Annotated in this window: 13 protein-coding genes; 5 read left to right on the forward strand and 8 right to left on the reverse strand. The window is 72.8% G+C overall.

The annotated features are described in order from the left end of the window. Positions 1-39: 39 nt before the first annotated feature. The 8 genes from SXIM_RS28510 to SXIM_RS08500 form a co-directional block, all read right to left on the reverse strand. Positions 40-876, reverse strand: coding sequence for an ABC transporter ATP-binding protein (locus SXIM_RS28510; RefSeq protein ID WP_281289039.1), 837 nt, complete (start codon positions 874-876; stop codon positions 40-42). Next, on the reverse strand, positions 840-1,112 hold the full coding sequence (locus tag SXIM_RS28795; protein ID WP_281289040.1) for an ATP-binding cassette domain-containing protein: 273 nt from the start codon (positions 1,110-1,112) through the stop codon (positions 840-842). Before SXIM_RS28795 ends, SXIM_RS28510 begins: the two co-directional genes overlap by 37 nt. Next, positions 1,112-1,939, reverse strand: a complete 828-nt coding sequence (locus tag SXIM_RS08475; protein ID WP_030725191.1) for a carbohydrate ABC transporter permease — start codon at positions 1,937-1,939, stop codon at positions 1,112-1,114. The genes SXIM_RS28795 and SXIM_RS08475 overlap by 1 nt, the downstream gene beginning before the upstream one ends. Continuing rightward, positions 1,936-2,838, reverse strand: a complete 903-nt coding sequence (locus SXIM_RS08480) for a carbohydrate ABC transporter permease (protein ID WP_030725188.1) — start codon at positions 2,836-2,838, stop codon at positions 1,936-1,938. The genes SXIM_RS08475 and SXIM_RS08480 overlap by 4 nt, the downstream gene beginning before the upstream one ends. Beyond that, positions 2,813-4,183: an extracellular solute-binding protein gene (locus tag SXIM_RS08485; RefSeq protein WP_046723501.1), complete on the reverse strand. Its 1,371-nt coding sequence runs from the start codon at positions 4,181-4,183 to the stop codon at positions 2,813-2,815. Before SXIM_RS08485 ends, SXIM_RS08480 begins: the two co-directional genes overlap by 26 nt. A gap of 79 nt (positions 4,184-4,262) precedes the next feature. After that, a complete protein-coding gene (locus SXIM_RS08490) occupies positions 4,263-5,003 on the reverse strand; it encodes a GntR family transcriptional regulator (RefSeq protein ID WP_030725182.1) in 741 nt (246 codons plus the stop codon). Positions 5,004-5,037: 34 nt separating this feature from the next. Then, positions 5,038-6,084 (reverse strand): Gfo/Idh/MocA family protein, encoded by a 1,047-nt coding sequence (locus tag SXIM_RS08495; protein WP_030725179.1) that lies wholly within the window; start codon positions 6,082-6,084, stop codon positions 5,038-5,040. 32 nt (positions 6,085-6,116) lie between these two features. After that, positions 6,117-7,013, reverse strand: coding sequence for a sugar phosphate isomerase/epimerase family protein (locus SXIM_RS08500; protein WP_046725531.1), 897 nt, complete (start codon positions 7,011-7,013; stop codon positions 6,117-6,119). 203 nt (positions 7,014-7,216) lie between these two features. On the opposite strand from SXIM_RS08500, the gene iolC reads away from it, so the two are divergent. From iolC to SXIM_RS08525, 5 genes are read left to right on the forward strand one after another with little or no spacing between them, the layout of a single operon-like run. Beyond that, positions 7,217-8,260, forward strand: a complete 1,044-nt coding sequence (iolC, locus tag SXIM_RS08505) for a 5-dehydro-2-deoxygluconokinase (RefSeq protein ID WP_078846872.1) — start codon at positions 7,217-7,219, stop codon at positions 8,258-8,260. Positions 8,261-8,273: 13 nt separating this feature from the next. After that, positions 8,274-9,152, forward strand: coding sequence for a Cgl0159 family (beta/alpha)8-fold protein (locus tag SXIM_RS08510; RefSeq protein ID WP_030725171.1), 879 nt, complete (start codon positions 8,274-8,276; stop codon positions 9,150-9,152). A 27-nt stretch (positions 9,153-9,179) separates the two neighbouring features. After that, positions 9,180-10,067: a 5-deoxy-glucuronate isomerase gene (iolB, locus tag SXIM_RS08515; RefSeq protein WP_030725168.1), complete on the forward strand. Its 888-nt coding sequence runs from the start codon at positions 9,180-9,182 to the stop codon at positions 10,065-10,067. Further along, positions 10,064-11,944, forward strand: coding sequence for a 3D-(3,5/4)-trihydroxycyclohexane-1,2-dione acylhydrolase (decyclizing) (iolD, locus tag SXIM_RS08520; protein WP_046723505.1), 1,881 nt, complete (start codon positions 10,064-10,066; stop codon positions 11,942-11,944). The genes iolB and iolD overlap by 4 nt, the downstream gene beginning before the upstream one ends. 17 nt (positions 11,945-11,961) lie before the next feature. Beyond that, a complete protein-coding gene (locus SXIM_RS08525; RefSeq protein WP_046723507.1) occupies positions 11,962-13,455 on the forward strand; it encodes a CoA-acylating methylmalonate-semialdehyde dehydrogenase in 1,494 nt (497 codons plus the stop codon). The last annotated feature ends 69 nt before the right edge of the window (positions 13,456-13,524 follow it).

A 13,524-nucleotide genomic window follows, 5' to 3' on the forward strand; every position in this document is an offset into this window, starting at 1 on the left:
CCGGGCGGCGGACCCGGCCCCCGCCGGGCTACCGCCCGTTCACATGAGTTCGCCGTCGCGGTAGACCAGGACGCGTTCGGGGCGCGGCAGCGCGTACCCCCGTTCGCCCACCGTCACCGGAAGGTCCTCCGGGACGGTCACCTGGAGCGAGGCGCCGGCCTCCTCGGAGTCCAGGGTGAGGAGCTGGGTGCTGCCCAGGTTCTCGATCACCGTGACCCGGCCGGGCAGCGACCCGGGAGCGTGGTGCGTGGTGTAGCGCAGGTACTCGGGGCGGATGCCGTACACCACCTCGGCACCGTCCGGCAGGGGGCGGGCCCCCTCCCCCATCGGCCCCGGCAGCAGGACCCCGGCGACGCTCACCCACGTGCCGCGCACCGTGCCGGGCAGCAGATTCATCGGGGTGGAGCCGATGAACGAGGCCACGAAGGTGTTGGCCGGACGGCGGAAGATCTCGGTGGGGGTGCCGAGTTGACGGATCCGGCCGTGTTCGAGCACCGCGATCCGGTCGGCCAGGGCCAGCGCCTCCGCCTGGTCGTGGGTGACGAAGACGGTGGTGACGCCCAGTTCGCGCTGGAGCCGCTTGAGGAAGGTACGGGCCTCCAGGCGCAGCCGCGCGTCCAGGTTCGACAGCGGTTCGTCGAACAGGAACACGCTGGGTCGCACCGCCATCGCCCGTGCCAGCGCCACCCGTTGCTGCTGCCCGCCGGACAACTGCCCGGGGCGGCGGGCGAGGTAGTCCAGCAGTTCCAGTTCGCCCGCGACCTCGGCCGCCTTCGCCGCGCGTTCGGGCCCCGGCACCTTCCTGATCCGCAGCGGGTAGCCGATGTTGTCGCGCACGGTCATGTGCGGGAAGAGCGCGTAGTCCTGGAAGACCATGGCCACGTCCCGCTTTCCCGGGGCAGCGCGGTGACGTCCCGCTCGCCGATCGCCACCGTGCCGCCGGTGGCGGCCTCCAGGCCGGCGATGGTCCGCAGCAGTGTCGTCTTGCCGCATCCCGAGGGGCCCAGCAGTGCGAAGAACTCCCCGTCCGGCACCACGAGATCCAGGGCGTCCAGGGCGGTGACGTCCCCGGGGTAGACCTTGGTCAGCCCGGTCAGTGAGATGGCCGCCATCAGCTCTTGATCCCTCCGTGGAAGCGGAAGCCGTAGCGGGAGCTGACGAACAGGAACATCAGCACCACCGGCAGCGAGTACAGCAGCGAGAAGGTGGCGATCAGCCCGAGGTCAGGCTGCCCGCCCTCGGTGTAGAAGGTGTACATGACGACCGCCGCCGGGGATTTCTCCGGCGAGCGCAGCAGCAGGAACGGGATGAGGAAGTTCCCCCACACCTGGGCCACCGACCACACCCCGATGGTGGCCAGCCCGGGGCGCACCAGGGGCACCACCACGTGGCGGACGATCTGGAGCGGCGAGGCGCCGAAGACCCGCGCGGATTCCTCGTACGAGCGGGGCGTGCCGTCCATGAAGTCCTTGAGGATGAAGATGGCGCTGGGCAGCAGTCCGCCGCCCAGCACCAGGATCACGCCCAGCTGGGCGTCGATGAGCCGCAGTTCGTGGGCGAGGTTGAACAGCGGCACCATGGCGGCCGTGCCGGTCACGATGGAGGAGAGCAGGAGCAGGACGTACAGCAGCGCGTCGCGGCCCGGCAGCCGCACCCGGCTCAGGGCGTACGCGGCCAGCGCCGCGGTGACCACCACCAGGGTGCCGGTGCCGGCCGCCAGCAGCGCCGAGTTGCGCAGCGAGCGCAGCGCGCCCGGGTTGCCCAGCAGGTGCCGGAAGTTGTCGAGGGTGAAGGACGGCAGCGAGGCGGCGATGGTGGGGGTGCGGTCGAAGGGGGCGAACGCCAGCCACAGCAGGGGCAGGGAGAAGAACGCGAGCAGTACGGAGAGCGCGGTGTAGCGGGCGAGGGTCCGCAGGGTGCGGGTGACGGTCTCGTTCACGCGGCGGGCTCCTTGCTCCGGGAGCGCAGCAGCCGGACGTACACCAGGGCGATGGCCAGGTTCGCCAGCAGCATGAGTACCGACAGGGCCGCCCCGTAGCCGAGTTCGCCGCCCTGGAGCGCGGTGCGGTAGAGCAGCACCGGCATGATCTCGGTGCGGTTGTCGGGGCCGCCGCCGGTGAGCAGGAACGGGGTGAAGTCGTTGAACGTCCACAGGCTGATGAGCAGCAGGTTGGTGAGGACGTGGCCCTTGATGCGGGGCAGGACGACGTCCCGCAGTTGCTGCCAGGTGGACGCCCCGGCCAGCCGGGCGGTCTCCAGTTGCGAGGGCGGGACGTTCCCCAGGGCCGCCGCGTAGAGCATCATCGAGAAGGCGGTGCCGCGCCAGATGTTGAAGACGATGATGGACGCCATGGGGTGTTCGAGCAGCCAGGCGGTGCCGGGGGTGCCGAGCAGGGCGTTGAGGGTGCCGTCGTCGCGGTCCAGCAGGGCGATCCACAGGAACGCGACCACCGAGCTGGGCAGGATCCAGGCCAGCAGCACCAGCGCCTCGACCAGGCGCCGCAGCAGCCCGGTGCGGTTGCGCAGCAGCCAGGCGATGCCGAATCCCAGCAGTGCCTGGCCCAGGACGGCGGAGCCGACGACGAATTGCAGGGTGAGCCACAGGGAGTCGGTGAACCGGTCCTCGTTGAGGGCGCGTTCGAAGTTGTCCAGGCCGACGTTCTGCGGGTCGGCGGCGGACAGTCCGGTGAGCCGGTAGTCGGTGACCCCCAGGTAGAGCGTCCACAGGGCGGGGAACAGCAGGAACGCGGTGATCAGCAGCAGCGCGGGGGCCGCGAAGGCGCCGGCCCGGCCCCGGCCGAGGCCGGCGGCGTCACCGCCCGGCGACGTGCTCGGCACCGCCGACGACCCCCGTGAGTGCGTCCTGGTACGTCTGGGCCGCGGCTGCCGGGTCGCCGCCGGAGATCACCTCGGCGGTGGCCTCCTGCAACAGCAGCGACACCTGCGGGTAGGCGGCCAGCGGCGGGCGGTAGAAGGTGTACGGCAGGACCTCGCCGGCCACGAAGGACAGCATCGGATCGCCGGCCAGTACCGTCTCGTTGACGTCGGTGCGGGCGGTGATGCGGGCGTCCTGGCCGCTCATGGCGGCCTGGAGGGCCTCGGCCGAGTTCATGAACGCCAGCAGTTCGAAGGCGAGATCGGGATCCTCGCCGGCGGGATTGAGGACGCGGACGCTGCCGCCCGACATGCTGACGAAGTCCTGTCCGCCGGCCCCGGCACCCGGGGTGACGGCCGGGATCTTGGCGTAGCCGACGGCGGTGTCCCGCTCGGCCATCGGCGCCGTGCCGCTGTCCGGGTCCAGCACGCCGCGCCACAGGTAGTCGCCCTCGGCGAGGATGCCGACGCGGCCCTCGGCGAACCGCTGGAAGGACTTGTCGCGGCCCTGCGCCTCCTGCTGGAGCAGCGGGTCGCCCAGGCCGCCGCCGTACACCTCCTCGTACAGGCCGAGTACCTGGTCGAGCGCGGGTCCCGCACCCGTCCAGGTGCCGTCCTCGTGGATCTGCGCCCCGGCGCCGGCCAGCAGCGGCAGCACGCCCTGCATGGTGGTCGCCTCGCCCATGGCGGTGCCGCCGTTGAGCTGGATGGGGATCACGCCGTCCAGGTCGCTCAGTGCCTGCCCGGCGTCGAGGATCTCCGCCCACGAGGTGGGCTGCCACGTGGTGGGCAGCCCGGCCTCGGCGAACAACTCCTTGTTGTAGTAGAGGACCCGGCCGTCGGTGCCCCAGGGGATGCCGTACAGCTCGTCCTCGAAGCCGGCGAGTTGCCGTACCGCCTCGGGGATCTGGGCCCAGCCGTCCCACTCCAGCTGTCCGGCGGTCAGCGGCTCGATGTAGCCGGCCTGCGCGAACTCACCGACCCAGATGCCGTCCAGGGTGATGATGTCGGGGCCCGCCCCGGCCTGGAGGTCCAGGGCGGTCTTGGTCTTGTACTGCTCGTCGTCGACACCGCTGGGTTCGAAGGAGACCGACACCTCGACCCCGTTCGCCGCCTGGGCCTCCTCGAAGCGGGGGATCACCCACTCCTCGATCCACGCGGCCTCCTCGGCGTTCTTGCCGCCGGCCACCGCGTTGGCGCTGATGGTGAGGTGCGCCGAACCGTCCCCCGCCCCGCCGCCCGATCCTCCGCAGCCGGTCAGCAGCAGTCCCAGGACCACCGCCCCGCCCGCGTACGACACCGCCCGCATCGCCCTCAGCCCCTCTCCGCTGCGAGACGCCTGATGAGGGAGGAGTACCCGAGGAACGGATCACCGTAAAGGGCTGCCGTCAGGGGCGGATGAGGAGTTGCAGCTCAAACGTGTAGCGCGAGGCACGGTAGAGGTGCGCGCCGTACTCGACCGCCCGCCCCGTGTCGTCGAAGGCGGTGCGCTGCATGGTGAGCAGCGGGGCGCCCGGCTCCTCCTCCAGGATCGCCGCCTCGGCCGCGGTGGCCGCTCTGGCGCCGATGGACTGCCGGGCGCTGTGCAGGGTGGTGCCCGCGCCGCGCATCAGCCGGTACAGGCCGGTGGCCTCCAACTCGTCCTTGGTGAGCGGCATCAGGTCGAGCGGCAGGTAGTTGCGCAGCCGGGCGATGGGGTCGGCGCCGTGGGTGAGGCGGAGCCGCTCCACGCGCCGTACGGGGGCGCCCTCGGCGATGCCGAGCGCCGCGGCGACCTCCGCGGGTGCCTCGGTGTCCTCGATGGCCAGCACCCGGGTGGCGGGCCGCTGGCCCGCCGTCTCCAGGTCGTCGTAGAGGCTGCTCAGTTCGAGGGGGCGCCGGATCTGGCTGTGCACCACCTGGGTGCCGACGCCGCGGCGGCGCACCAGCAGGCCCTTGTCGACCAGGACCTGGATGGCCTGCCGGACGGTGGGGCGGGAGAGCCCGAGCCGTCCGGCCAGCTCGATCTCGTTGCCCAGGAGGGTGCCGGGCAGCAGTTCGCCGCGTTCGATGGCGGCTTCCAGTTGCTGGGACAGCTGGAAGTACAGCGGTACCGGACTGCTGCGGTCGATGCGGAACGCCAGGTCCACCCGGGGTCACCCTCTCCTGAACACCGTGCTCCGATCAGTTTGTCCTGACATACGATACTGGGCTGTAGAAGGCGGGCCGTTCGATCATCTCGACCTCCGTGCGCTGCCCGCTGCGCTGCGCCGCCACCCCCGCCGCGCACCCGGCCGCCGCCGCGTACCCGTCCCAGGCGCTGGGCCCGGTCACCCGCCCGGCCCGGGTGGCGTCCACCCACTCCCGCACCTGGTGGTCGTACGCGTCGGCGAACCGCCCGGTGAAGTCGTCCGCGATCTCCCCGCCCCACCGCCCCGCCGTGTTGGCGAGCAGCCCGTGCGCGTCGCCGATGCGGGCCGTGCCGTGTTCGCACACCGCCTCGGCCTGCACCTGGTAGCCGAAACCGCAGTTGACGAAGATCTCCACATCCACGAGCGCGCCGCCGCTCGTCTCGAAGATGATCAGCTGCGGATCGCCGAGCCCTTCGGGGGCGGCGGCCGAGGGCGTGGGCCGCAGCACCGTCACGGCCGTCAGCTCCTGCTCCAGCAGCCAGCGCGCCGCGTCCATCTCGTGCACCACCGAGTCGTTGATGAGCATCTCGGTGGTGAACAGCGGGTGCGAGACGGTGTTGCGGTGCCGGCAGTGCAGCATCAGGGGCCGCCCGTGCGCGCCGCTCGCCAGCAGCCCCTTGAGTTCGCGGTACTCGCGGTCGAACCGCCGCATGAAGCCCACCTGGATGCGCCGGTGGCCCAGCGCCTCCTCGGCGGCCATCACCCGCAGCGCGCCCTGCGGGTCGGGGGTGAGCGGCTTCTCGCACAGCACCGGCAGATCCCGCTCCAGCGCGGCGAGCAGTTGCTCCTCGTGCGCGGCCCCGGGCGAGGCGATGAGGACGGCGCCGACCCCGGGCGCGTCCATCGCGGCGGCCGGATCGGTGTGCGCGGCGCAGTGCGGCCCGACCGTACCCGCGACCTCCTTGGCCCGGACCTCGTCCACATCGGCGACGGCGGCGACATGGGCTCCGCTGATGAGCCGTTCGATGCGCCGTACATGGTCGGCGCCCATCCGCCCGGTGCCGAGGACGGCGACGCCAAGCGAGTTCTCTGTGTTCACAACGAGCCTTTCGGTGCGGGTGCGTGCTGCCGCTACGCGCCGCAGGAGCGCAGGTAGCGGCGGGTGCGGGTGGCGATGGGGAGCGGGGCGTCGGGCGGGCAGGGGTACATGTCCTGCTCGACGATGGCGAACAGGTCCACGCCCAGGCCCTGGGCGGCGGCCAGCACCGGCGGCAGATCGGGCAGGCCGTGCGGCGGTTCGCACATGACTCCGCTGGCCACCGCCGGGCCGAACGGGGTGCCCTGCGCCCGGACGTCGGCCAGGATCGCCGGGTCCACCTGCTTGAGGTGCAGATAGCCGATCCGCTCCCCGTAGGTCTTGATCAGCCGGACGCTGTCGCCGCCGCAGTACGCGTAGTGCCCGGTGTCCAGGCACAGGCTGACGGCGTCCGGGTCGGTGGCGTCCAGGAAGCGGGTGACGTCCCGCTCGGTGGCCAGGTGGGTGTCGGCATGCGGGTGGACGACGATGGTCAGCCCGTACCGCTCGCGCACCTCACGCCCCAGCCGCTCCATGCCGGCGGTCAGCTCGCGGAACTGAGTGGGGCTCAGGTGTTCGGGGTCGGTCTGTTCGCCGGTGACCGAGTCGCGCCAGAACTCGGGGATCACCACCAGATGGGCGGCGCCCATCGCCGAGGTGAGCGCGGCGACCCGGGACACGTGCTCCCAGGTGGCGTCCCACACGGCCGGGCCGCGGTGCAGCGCGGTGAAGACGGTGCCGGCCGAGACGGTCAGCCGACGGCGGGTCAGTTCGTCGCCCAGCAGGGCCGGATCGGTGGGCAGATAGCCGTACGGGCCCAGCTCGATCCACTGGTAGCCCGCCTCGGACACCTCGTCGAGAAAGCGCTGCCAGGGGGTCTGCTGCGGGTCTTCGGGGAACCACACGCCCCAGGAATCGGGGGCTGATCCGATCCGGATGCGGTCGAGGTCCATGCGCTGGCCTGCCTTCCGTACGTCGTCCATGTCGTCGGGTCGTCCAGGTCGTCCGGGTGGTCGCGGCCCACACCGGTAACGACCGTACCTCTGAGGGAGTATGGATGTCATTATGTAAAGACAAACCATTGACAGGTGCTCGCGCCCCGTCTACATCTGGGAGGCGATCAGCGTGTCAGGGCAACCGGAAGGAGCAGTTCCGCATGGGCATGGACCTCATCACCATGGGACGCATCGGGGTCGATCTGTACCCGCTCCAGACCGGGGTGCCGCTGTCCGAGGTCGAGACGTTCGGCAAGTTCCTGGGCGGCTCCGCCACCAATGTGGCGGTGGCCGCCGCCCGGCTCGGACGGCGCTCGGCGGTCATCAGCCGCACCGGCGCCGACCCGTTCGGCGACTACTGCCACCGCGCACTGCGCGAGTTCGGCGTCGAGGACCGGTGGGTGACGGCGGTGGACGCCCACCCCACCCCCCTCACCTTCTGCGAGATCTTCCCGCCCGACGACTTCCCGCTGTACTTCTACCGCCGCCCCAAGGCGCCCGATCTGGTCATCCACCCGCACGAGCTGGACCTGGACGCCGTCCGCGCCGCCCGGATCTTCTGGATGACCGGCACCGGGCTCAGCGAGGAGCCCAGCCGCACCGCCACCCTCGCCGCGCTGGCCGCCCGCGACCCGGACCACCCCGGCCATGTCGCCACTGTCTTCGACCTCGACTGGCGCCCGATGTTCTGGGGCGAGGCGCCCGAGGACCGGGCCCGGCACCGGTACGCCGAGGCCCTCGCGCACGCCACCGTCGCCGTCGGCAACCTCGCCGAGTGCGAGATCGCCACCGGGGAACGCGAACCGCGCGCCGCCGCCGAGGCGTTGCTGGCCGCCGGGGTCGAACTCGCCGTCGTCAAACAGGGCCCGGCCGGCGTCCTCGCCCTGCACCGCGACGGCCGCGCGGCCGAAGTGCCCCCGCACACCATCGAGGTGGTCAACGGCCTCGGCGCGGGCGACGCGTTCGGCGGCGCGCTGTGCCACGGACTGCTGGCCGGCTGGGAACCGCGGCGCCTCACCCGGTACGCCAACGCCGCCGGGGCCGTCGTCGCCGCCCGGCTCGCCTGTTCCACCGCCATGCCCTACCCCGCCGAGGTCGAGGCCCTCCTCGCCGGCCACGCCCCCGCCCCGACGCCCGCCCCGACCCCGACACCGGCGCCGACACCGACACAGCCACCGACAGCGGCCACGATCAAGGCCCCGTGAAAGCGAGCCACCCGTGAGCATCACCATCCCCGACCTCGTCACGGTGCGCGCCCAGCACCCCGAGGCGATCGCCGAGGCGGCGGCACGGCGCGAACGCCGCCCGCTCACCGGCGACTCGGGGCGGCTGATGATCATCGCCGCCGACCACCCGGCGCGCGGCGCGCTCGCCGTGGGCGGCGACCGGCTCGCCATGGCACACCGCGGCGACCTGCTGGAACGGCTCGTGCTCGCCCTCTCCCGCCCCGGCGTGGACGGCGTTCTGGGCACCGCCGACATCCTGGAGGACCTGCTGCTGCTCGGCGCCCTGGAACACAAGGTCGTCATCGGCTCCATGAACCGCGGCGGCCTGGCCGGCGCCGCCTTCGAACTCGACGACCGCTTCACCGGACACCGCGCCGAGGACCTCGCCCGGATGCGCTTCGACGCCGGCAAGCTGCTGCTGCGCATCGACTACGCCGACCCCGGCTCGCTCGCCACCCTGCACTCCACCGCCCGCGCCATCGACGCCATGGCCGCACACCGGCTGCCGGTCTTCGTCGAGCCGTTCCGCTCCCGCCGCATAGACGGCAAGGTCACCAACGACCTCGGGCCCGAGGCCGTGGCCACCTCCATCGCCATCGCCTCAGGACTGGGCGGCACCTCCGCGTACACCTGGCTCAAGGTCCCCGTCACCGCCGACCCCCGCGACATGGCGCGGGTGATGGAGACCTCCACACTGCCCGCCGTCCTGCTGGGCGGCGAGGTGCACGGCGATCAGGAGGGCGCGTACGAGAAGTGGCGCACGGCGCTGCGGCTGCCGACCGTACGCGGCCTGGTGGTCGGCCGTTCCCTGCTGTACCCCGCGGACGGCGACGTCGCGAAGGCCGTGGACACCGCTGTCTCCCTGCTCTGACGCTCCGCCGAGACGAAAGGCACCCCCGTGAGAACCAGGACAGCCCACCGGCCCGCCGGGACCGCGTCCTTCGGCCCGTATCCGGTGCACATCACCCCGCAGGACGCCGGCTGGGCGTACTGCTCGCTGCGCGTGGTGCACCTGCCGCCCGGCGGCACCGACACCTTCGCCACCGGTGACAGCGAGTGGATCGTGCTGCCGCTGGCCGGCGGCGCCGAGGTGAGCGTGGACGGCCAGGAGTTCACGCTGGCGGGCCGCGAGAGCGTCTTCGCCTCGGTCAGCGACTTCGTGTACGTGCCGCGCGACGCCGAGGTGACACTGCGGGCCCCGGCCGGCGCCGGCGTACGGCTCGCCCTGGCCGGCGCCCGCTGCACCCGGCGGCTGCCCGCCCGGTACCGGCCCGCCGCCGGCGTCCCGGTCGAACTGCGCGGCGCCGGGGCCTGCTCCCGGCAGGTCAACAACTTCGCCGCCGCCGACACCTTCGAGGCGGACCGGCTGATCGCGGTGGAGGTCCTCACCCCCGGCGGCAACTGGTCCTCCTACCCCCCGCACAAGCACGACGAGTTCCGGGCCGAGCAGGAGTCCGAGCTGGAGGAGATCTACTACTTCGAGATCGCCGGGGCCGGCTTCGGCTACCAGCGGGTCACCCCCTCCGGGCACGGCAGCGGCACCGACGTGCTCGCCGAAGTGCGCGACGGGGACGTGGTGCTGATCCCGGACGGCTGGCACGGCCCCTCCATCGCGGGCCCCGGCCACGACATGTACTACCTCAACGTCATGGCGGGCCCCGGCGCCGAACGCGCCTGGCTCATCAGCGACCACCCCGACCACGCCTGGATCCGCGACGACTGGCGCCACCAAACCGTCGATCCCCGGCTGCCCCTCTACCGCGCCCCGGAGGTGACGCCGCGATGACCACCACGATCCGGCTGACCGTCGCCCAGGCCCTGATCCGCTTCCTCGCCGCCCAGTACACCGAGCGGGACGGGGCACGGCAGCGGCTCATCGACTCCTGCTGGGGCATCTTCGGCCACGGCAACGTCGCCGGCCTCGGCCAGGCCCTCGTCGAGTCGGGCCAGGGCCCCGACGCCCCGCTCCCCTTCCACCAGGGCCGCAACGAACAGGCCATGGTGCACGCCGCCGTCGGCTTCGCCCGGCAGCGCGACCGGCTCTCCGCGCAGGCCGTCACCACCTCCATCGGCCCCGGTGCCACCAACCTCGTCACCGGCGCGGCGCTGGCCACCATCAACCGGCTGCCGGTGCTGCTGCTGCCCGGCGACACCTTCGCCACCCGCCCCGCCGACCCCGTGCTCCAGCAACTCGAACACCCCGGCGCCGGAGACCTGTCCGTCAACGACACCCTGCGCCCGGTCTCGCGCTGGTTCGACCGGGTGCACCGCCCCGAGGCGCTGATCCCGGCCGCCCTGGGCGCGATGCGGGTGCTGGCGGACCCGGTGGAGACCGGCGCGGTCACCCTGGCCCTGCCGCAGGACGTCCAGGCGGAGGCGTACGACTGGCCGGCCGCGTTCTTCCACGAGCGGGTGTGGCGGGTGCCGCGCCCGGGGCCTGACCCGGACGCGCTGGCGCAGGCGGCGGCGATGGTACGGGCCGCGCACCGGCCGCTGCTGATCGCCGGCGGCGGGGTGCACCACAGCGCGGCGCAGGACGCGTTGTGCGCGCTGGTGGACGCGACCGGCATCCCGGTGGCGACCACCCAGGCCGGCAAGGGCGCGCTGCGCCACGACCACCCCGGGGAGGTGGGCGGGGTCGGGCACACCGGGACGGCGGTGGCCAACGACCTGGCCCGCACCGCCGATCTGGTGATCGGGGTCGGCACCCGGTTCACGGACTTCACCACCGCCTCCCACACCTTGTTCGCCGACCCGGCGGTGCGCTTCGTGCATCTCAACATCGCCTCCGCGGACGCCCACAAGCTGGCCGCGCTGCCGCTGGTCGCCGACGCCCGCACCGGGCTGCGGGAGTTGTCCGGGGCGCTGGCCGGGTACCGGGTCGATTCGTCCTGGGCGCGGGCGTACGCGGCGGGCAAGGAGCGCTGGGAGGCCGTGGTGGACGCGGCCACCGCGCCGCGCGGCGACACGGGGCCGCCCACCCAGCCGCAGGTGCTCGGGGCGCTCGCCGCGACCGTCGGCGACGAGGACGTGATCATCAACGCGGCCGGTTCGCTCCCCGGCGATCTGCACAAGCTGTGGCGGGCCCGCTCGCCACGCCAGTACCACCTGGAGTACGGCTACTCCTGCATGGGTTACGAGATCCCGGCCGCCATCGGAGTGGCGCTGGCCGCCCCCGAGCGCGCGGTGTGGGCGCTGGTGGGCGACGGCACGTATCTGATGATGCCCACCGAGATCGTGACGGCCGTGCAGGAGGACCTTCCCATCAAGCTGGTGCTGATCCAGAACCACGGCTACGCGTCGATCGGCGGCCTGTCGCAGGCCACCGGCGCCGAGCGGTTCGGTACGGACTACCGCTTCCGTACGGCGGACGGCGCCTACCACGGGGCGCCGCTGCCGGTGGATCTGGCGGCCAACGCCGCCTCGCTGGGCATGACGGTGCTGCGCGCCCACTCCTGCCAGGAGCTGCGCGAGGCGCTGGCCGTGGCGCGCGAGGCGCGGGGCCCGGTCGCGGTGTACGTGGAGACCGACCCGGACTCCAACGCGCCGGACGCGCAGGCGTGGTGGGACGTGCCGGTGGCCCAGGTCGCCGGCCGGCCGGCGGCCGTCGGGGCGCGGGCCGGGTACGAGCGCGAGGCGGCCGCCCGCCGCCGCTATCTGTGAGGAGAACGGACCACCCCATGAGGACCATCGGTCACTTCATCGACAACAAGCCGGTGGCGCCCGCTTCCGGCCGGTACGCGCCCGTTTTCGATCCGGCGACGGGGCGGCAGCCGGCCCGGGTCGGGCTGGCCTGCGAGGCGGAGGTGGACGCGGCGGTGGCGGCGGCCCGGGCGGCGTTCGTCTCCTGGCGCGCGACGCCGCTCGCGCGCCGTACCGCGCCGCTGTTCCGCTACCGGGAGCTGCTGGACGCGCGCCGTGACGAGCTGGCTCGGCTGATCACCGCCGAGCACGGCAAGGTGCACGCCGACGCGCTGGGCGAGGTGGCGCGCGGGCTGGAGATCGTGGAGCTGGCCTGCGGCATCCCGCAGCATCTGAAGGGGCAGTTGTCGACGCAGGTGTCCAGCGGGGTGGATGTGGCGTCCATCCGGCAGCCGCTGGGGGTGGTGGCGGGCATCACCCCGTTCAACTTCCCGGCGATGGTGCCGCTGTGGATGTTCCCGCTGGCCATCGCCTGCGGGAACACGTTCGTGCTGAAGCCGAGCGAGAAGGACCCTGGCGCGGCGCTGCGGCTGGTCGAACTGGCCGCGGAGGCCGGGTTCCCCGAGGGCGTGCTGAACGCGGTCAACGGCGACAAGGCGGCCGTGGACCGGCTGGTGGCGCACCCGGACGTGGCGGCGGTGAGCTTCGTGGGCTCCACGCCCGTGGCGCGGGCGATCCAGCGCGGCGCGGTGGAGCACGGCAAGCGGGTGCAGGCGCTGGGCGGGGCGAAGAACCACATGCTGGTGCTGCCGGACGCCGACCTGGACGTGGCGGCGGACAACGCGATCAACGCGGCCTACGGCAGTGCGGGCGAGCGCTGCATGGCGGTGTCGGTGGTGGTGGCGGTCGGGGACATCGGGGACGCGCTGGTGGCGCGGATCGCCGAGCGGGCGGCGGCGCTGCGGATCGGCCCCGGCAGCGATCCGGACTCCGAGATGGGGCCGCTGATCACCGCCGAGCACCGGGCGAAGGTGGCCTCGTACGTGGCGAGCGGCCGGGCGCAGGGCGCCGAGGTGGTGGTGGACGGGACGCAGCACACCGTCCCCGGGCACGAGGAGGGCTTCTTCCTGGGGGTGTCGCTGCTGGATCACGTCACCCCGGATATGGACGCGTACCGGGAGGAGATCTTCGGCCCGGTGCTGTGCGTGGTGCGGGCCGGCTCGTACGAGGAGGGTCTTGAGCTCATCAACTCCTCGCGCTGGGGGAACGGTACGGCGGTCTTCACCCGGGACGGCGGCGCCGCGCGCCGCTTCCAGCTGGAGGTGGAGGCCGGGATGGTGGGGGTGAACGTGCCGATCCCGGTGCCGGTGGGGCACCACTCGTTCGGCGGCTGGAAGGACTCGCTCTTCGGGGACCAGCACATCTACGGGGAGGACGGGGTGCGGTTCTACACCCGCGGCAAGGTGATCACCACCCGCTGGCCCGACCCGGCGGACGGCGGGATCAATCTGGGCTTCCCCAGCGGACACTGACCATCGTTCGATGGCATCAGCCCACTATCGAAGATGGGCAACAGCCGTCTCCATTACGCGCCTTCGCCG

It is taken from the genome of Streptomyces xiamenensis (genome assembly GCF_000993785.3).
Taxonomy (GTDB): Bacteria; Actinomycetota; Actinomycetes; order Streptomycetales; family Streptomycetaceae; genus Streptomyces; species Streptomyces xiamenensis.

Excerpts from the sequence above, each read along its gene's own strand:
- SXIM_RS28510 (WP_281289039.1), bottom strand. The coding sequence starts at position 876 with ATGGTCTTCCAGGACTACGCGCTCTTCCCGCACATGACCGTGCGCGAC.
- SXIM_RS28795 (WP_281289040.1), bottom strand. The coding sequence starts at position 1,112 with ATGGCGGCCATCTCACTGACCGGGCTGACCAAGGTCTACCCCGGGGAC.
- SXIM_RS08485 (WP_046723501.1), bottom strand. The coding sequence starts at position 4,183 with ATGCGGGCGGTGTCGTACGCGGGCGGGGCGGTGGTCCTGGGACTGCTG.
- SXIM_RS08500 (WP_046725531.1), bottom strand. The coding sequence starts at position 7,013 with ATGGACCTCGACCGCATCCGGATCGGATCAGCCCCCGATTCCTGGGGC.
- iolC (WP_078846872.1), top strand. The coding sequence starts at position 7,217 with ATGGGCATGGACCTCATCACCATGGGACGCATCGGGGTCGATCTGTAC.
- iolD (WP_046723505.1), top strand. The coding sequence starts at position 10,064 with ATGACCACCACGATCCGGCTGACCGTCGCCCAGGCCCTGATCCGCTTC.
- SXIM_RS08525 (WP_046723507.1), top strand. The coding sequence starts at position 11,962 with ATGAGGACCATCGGTCACTTCATCGACAACAAGCCGGTGGCGCCCGCT.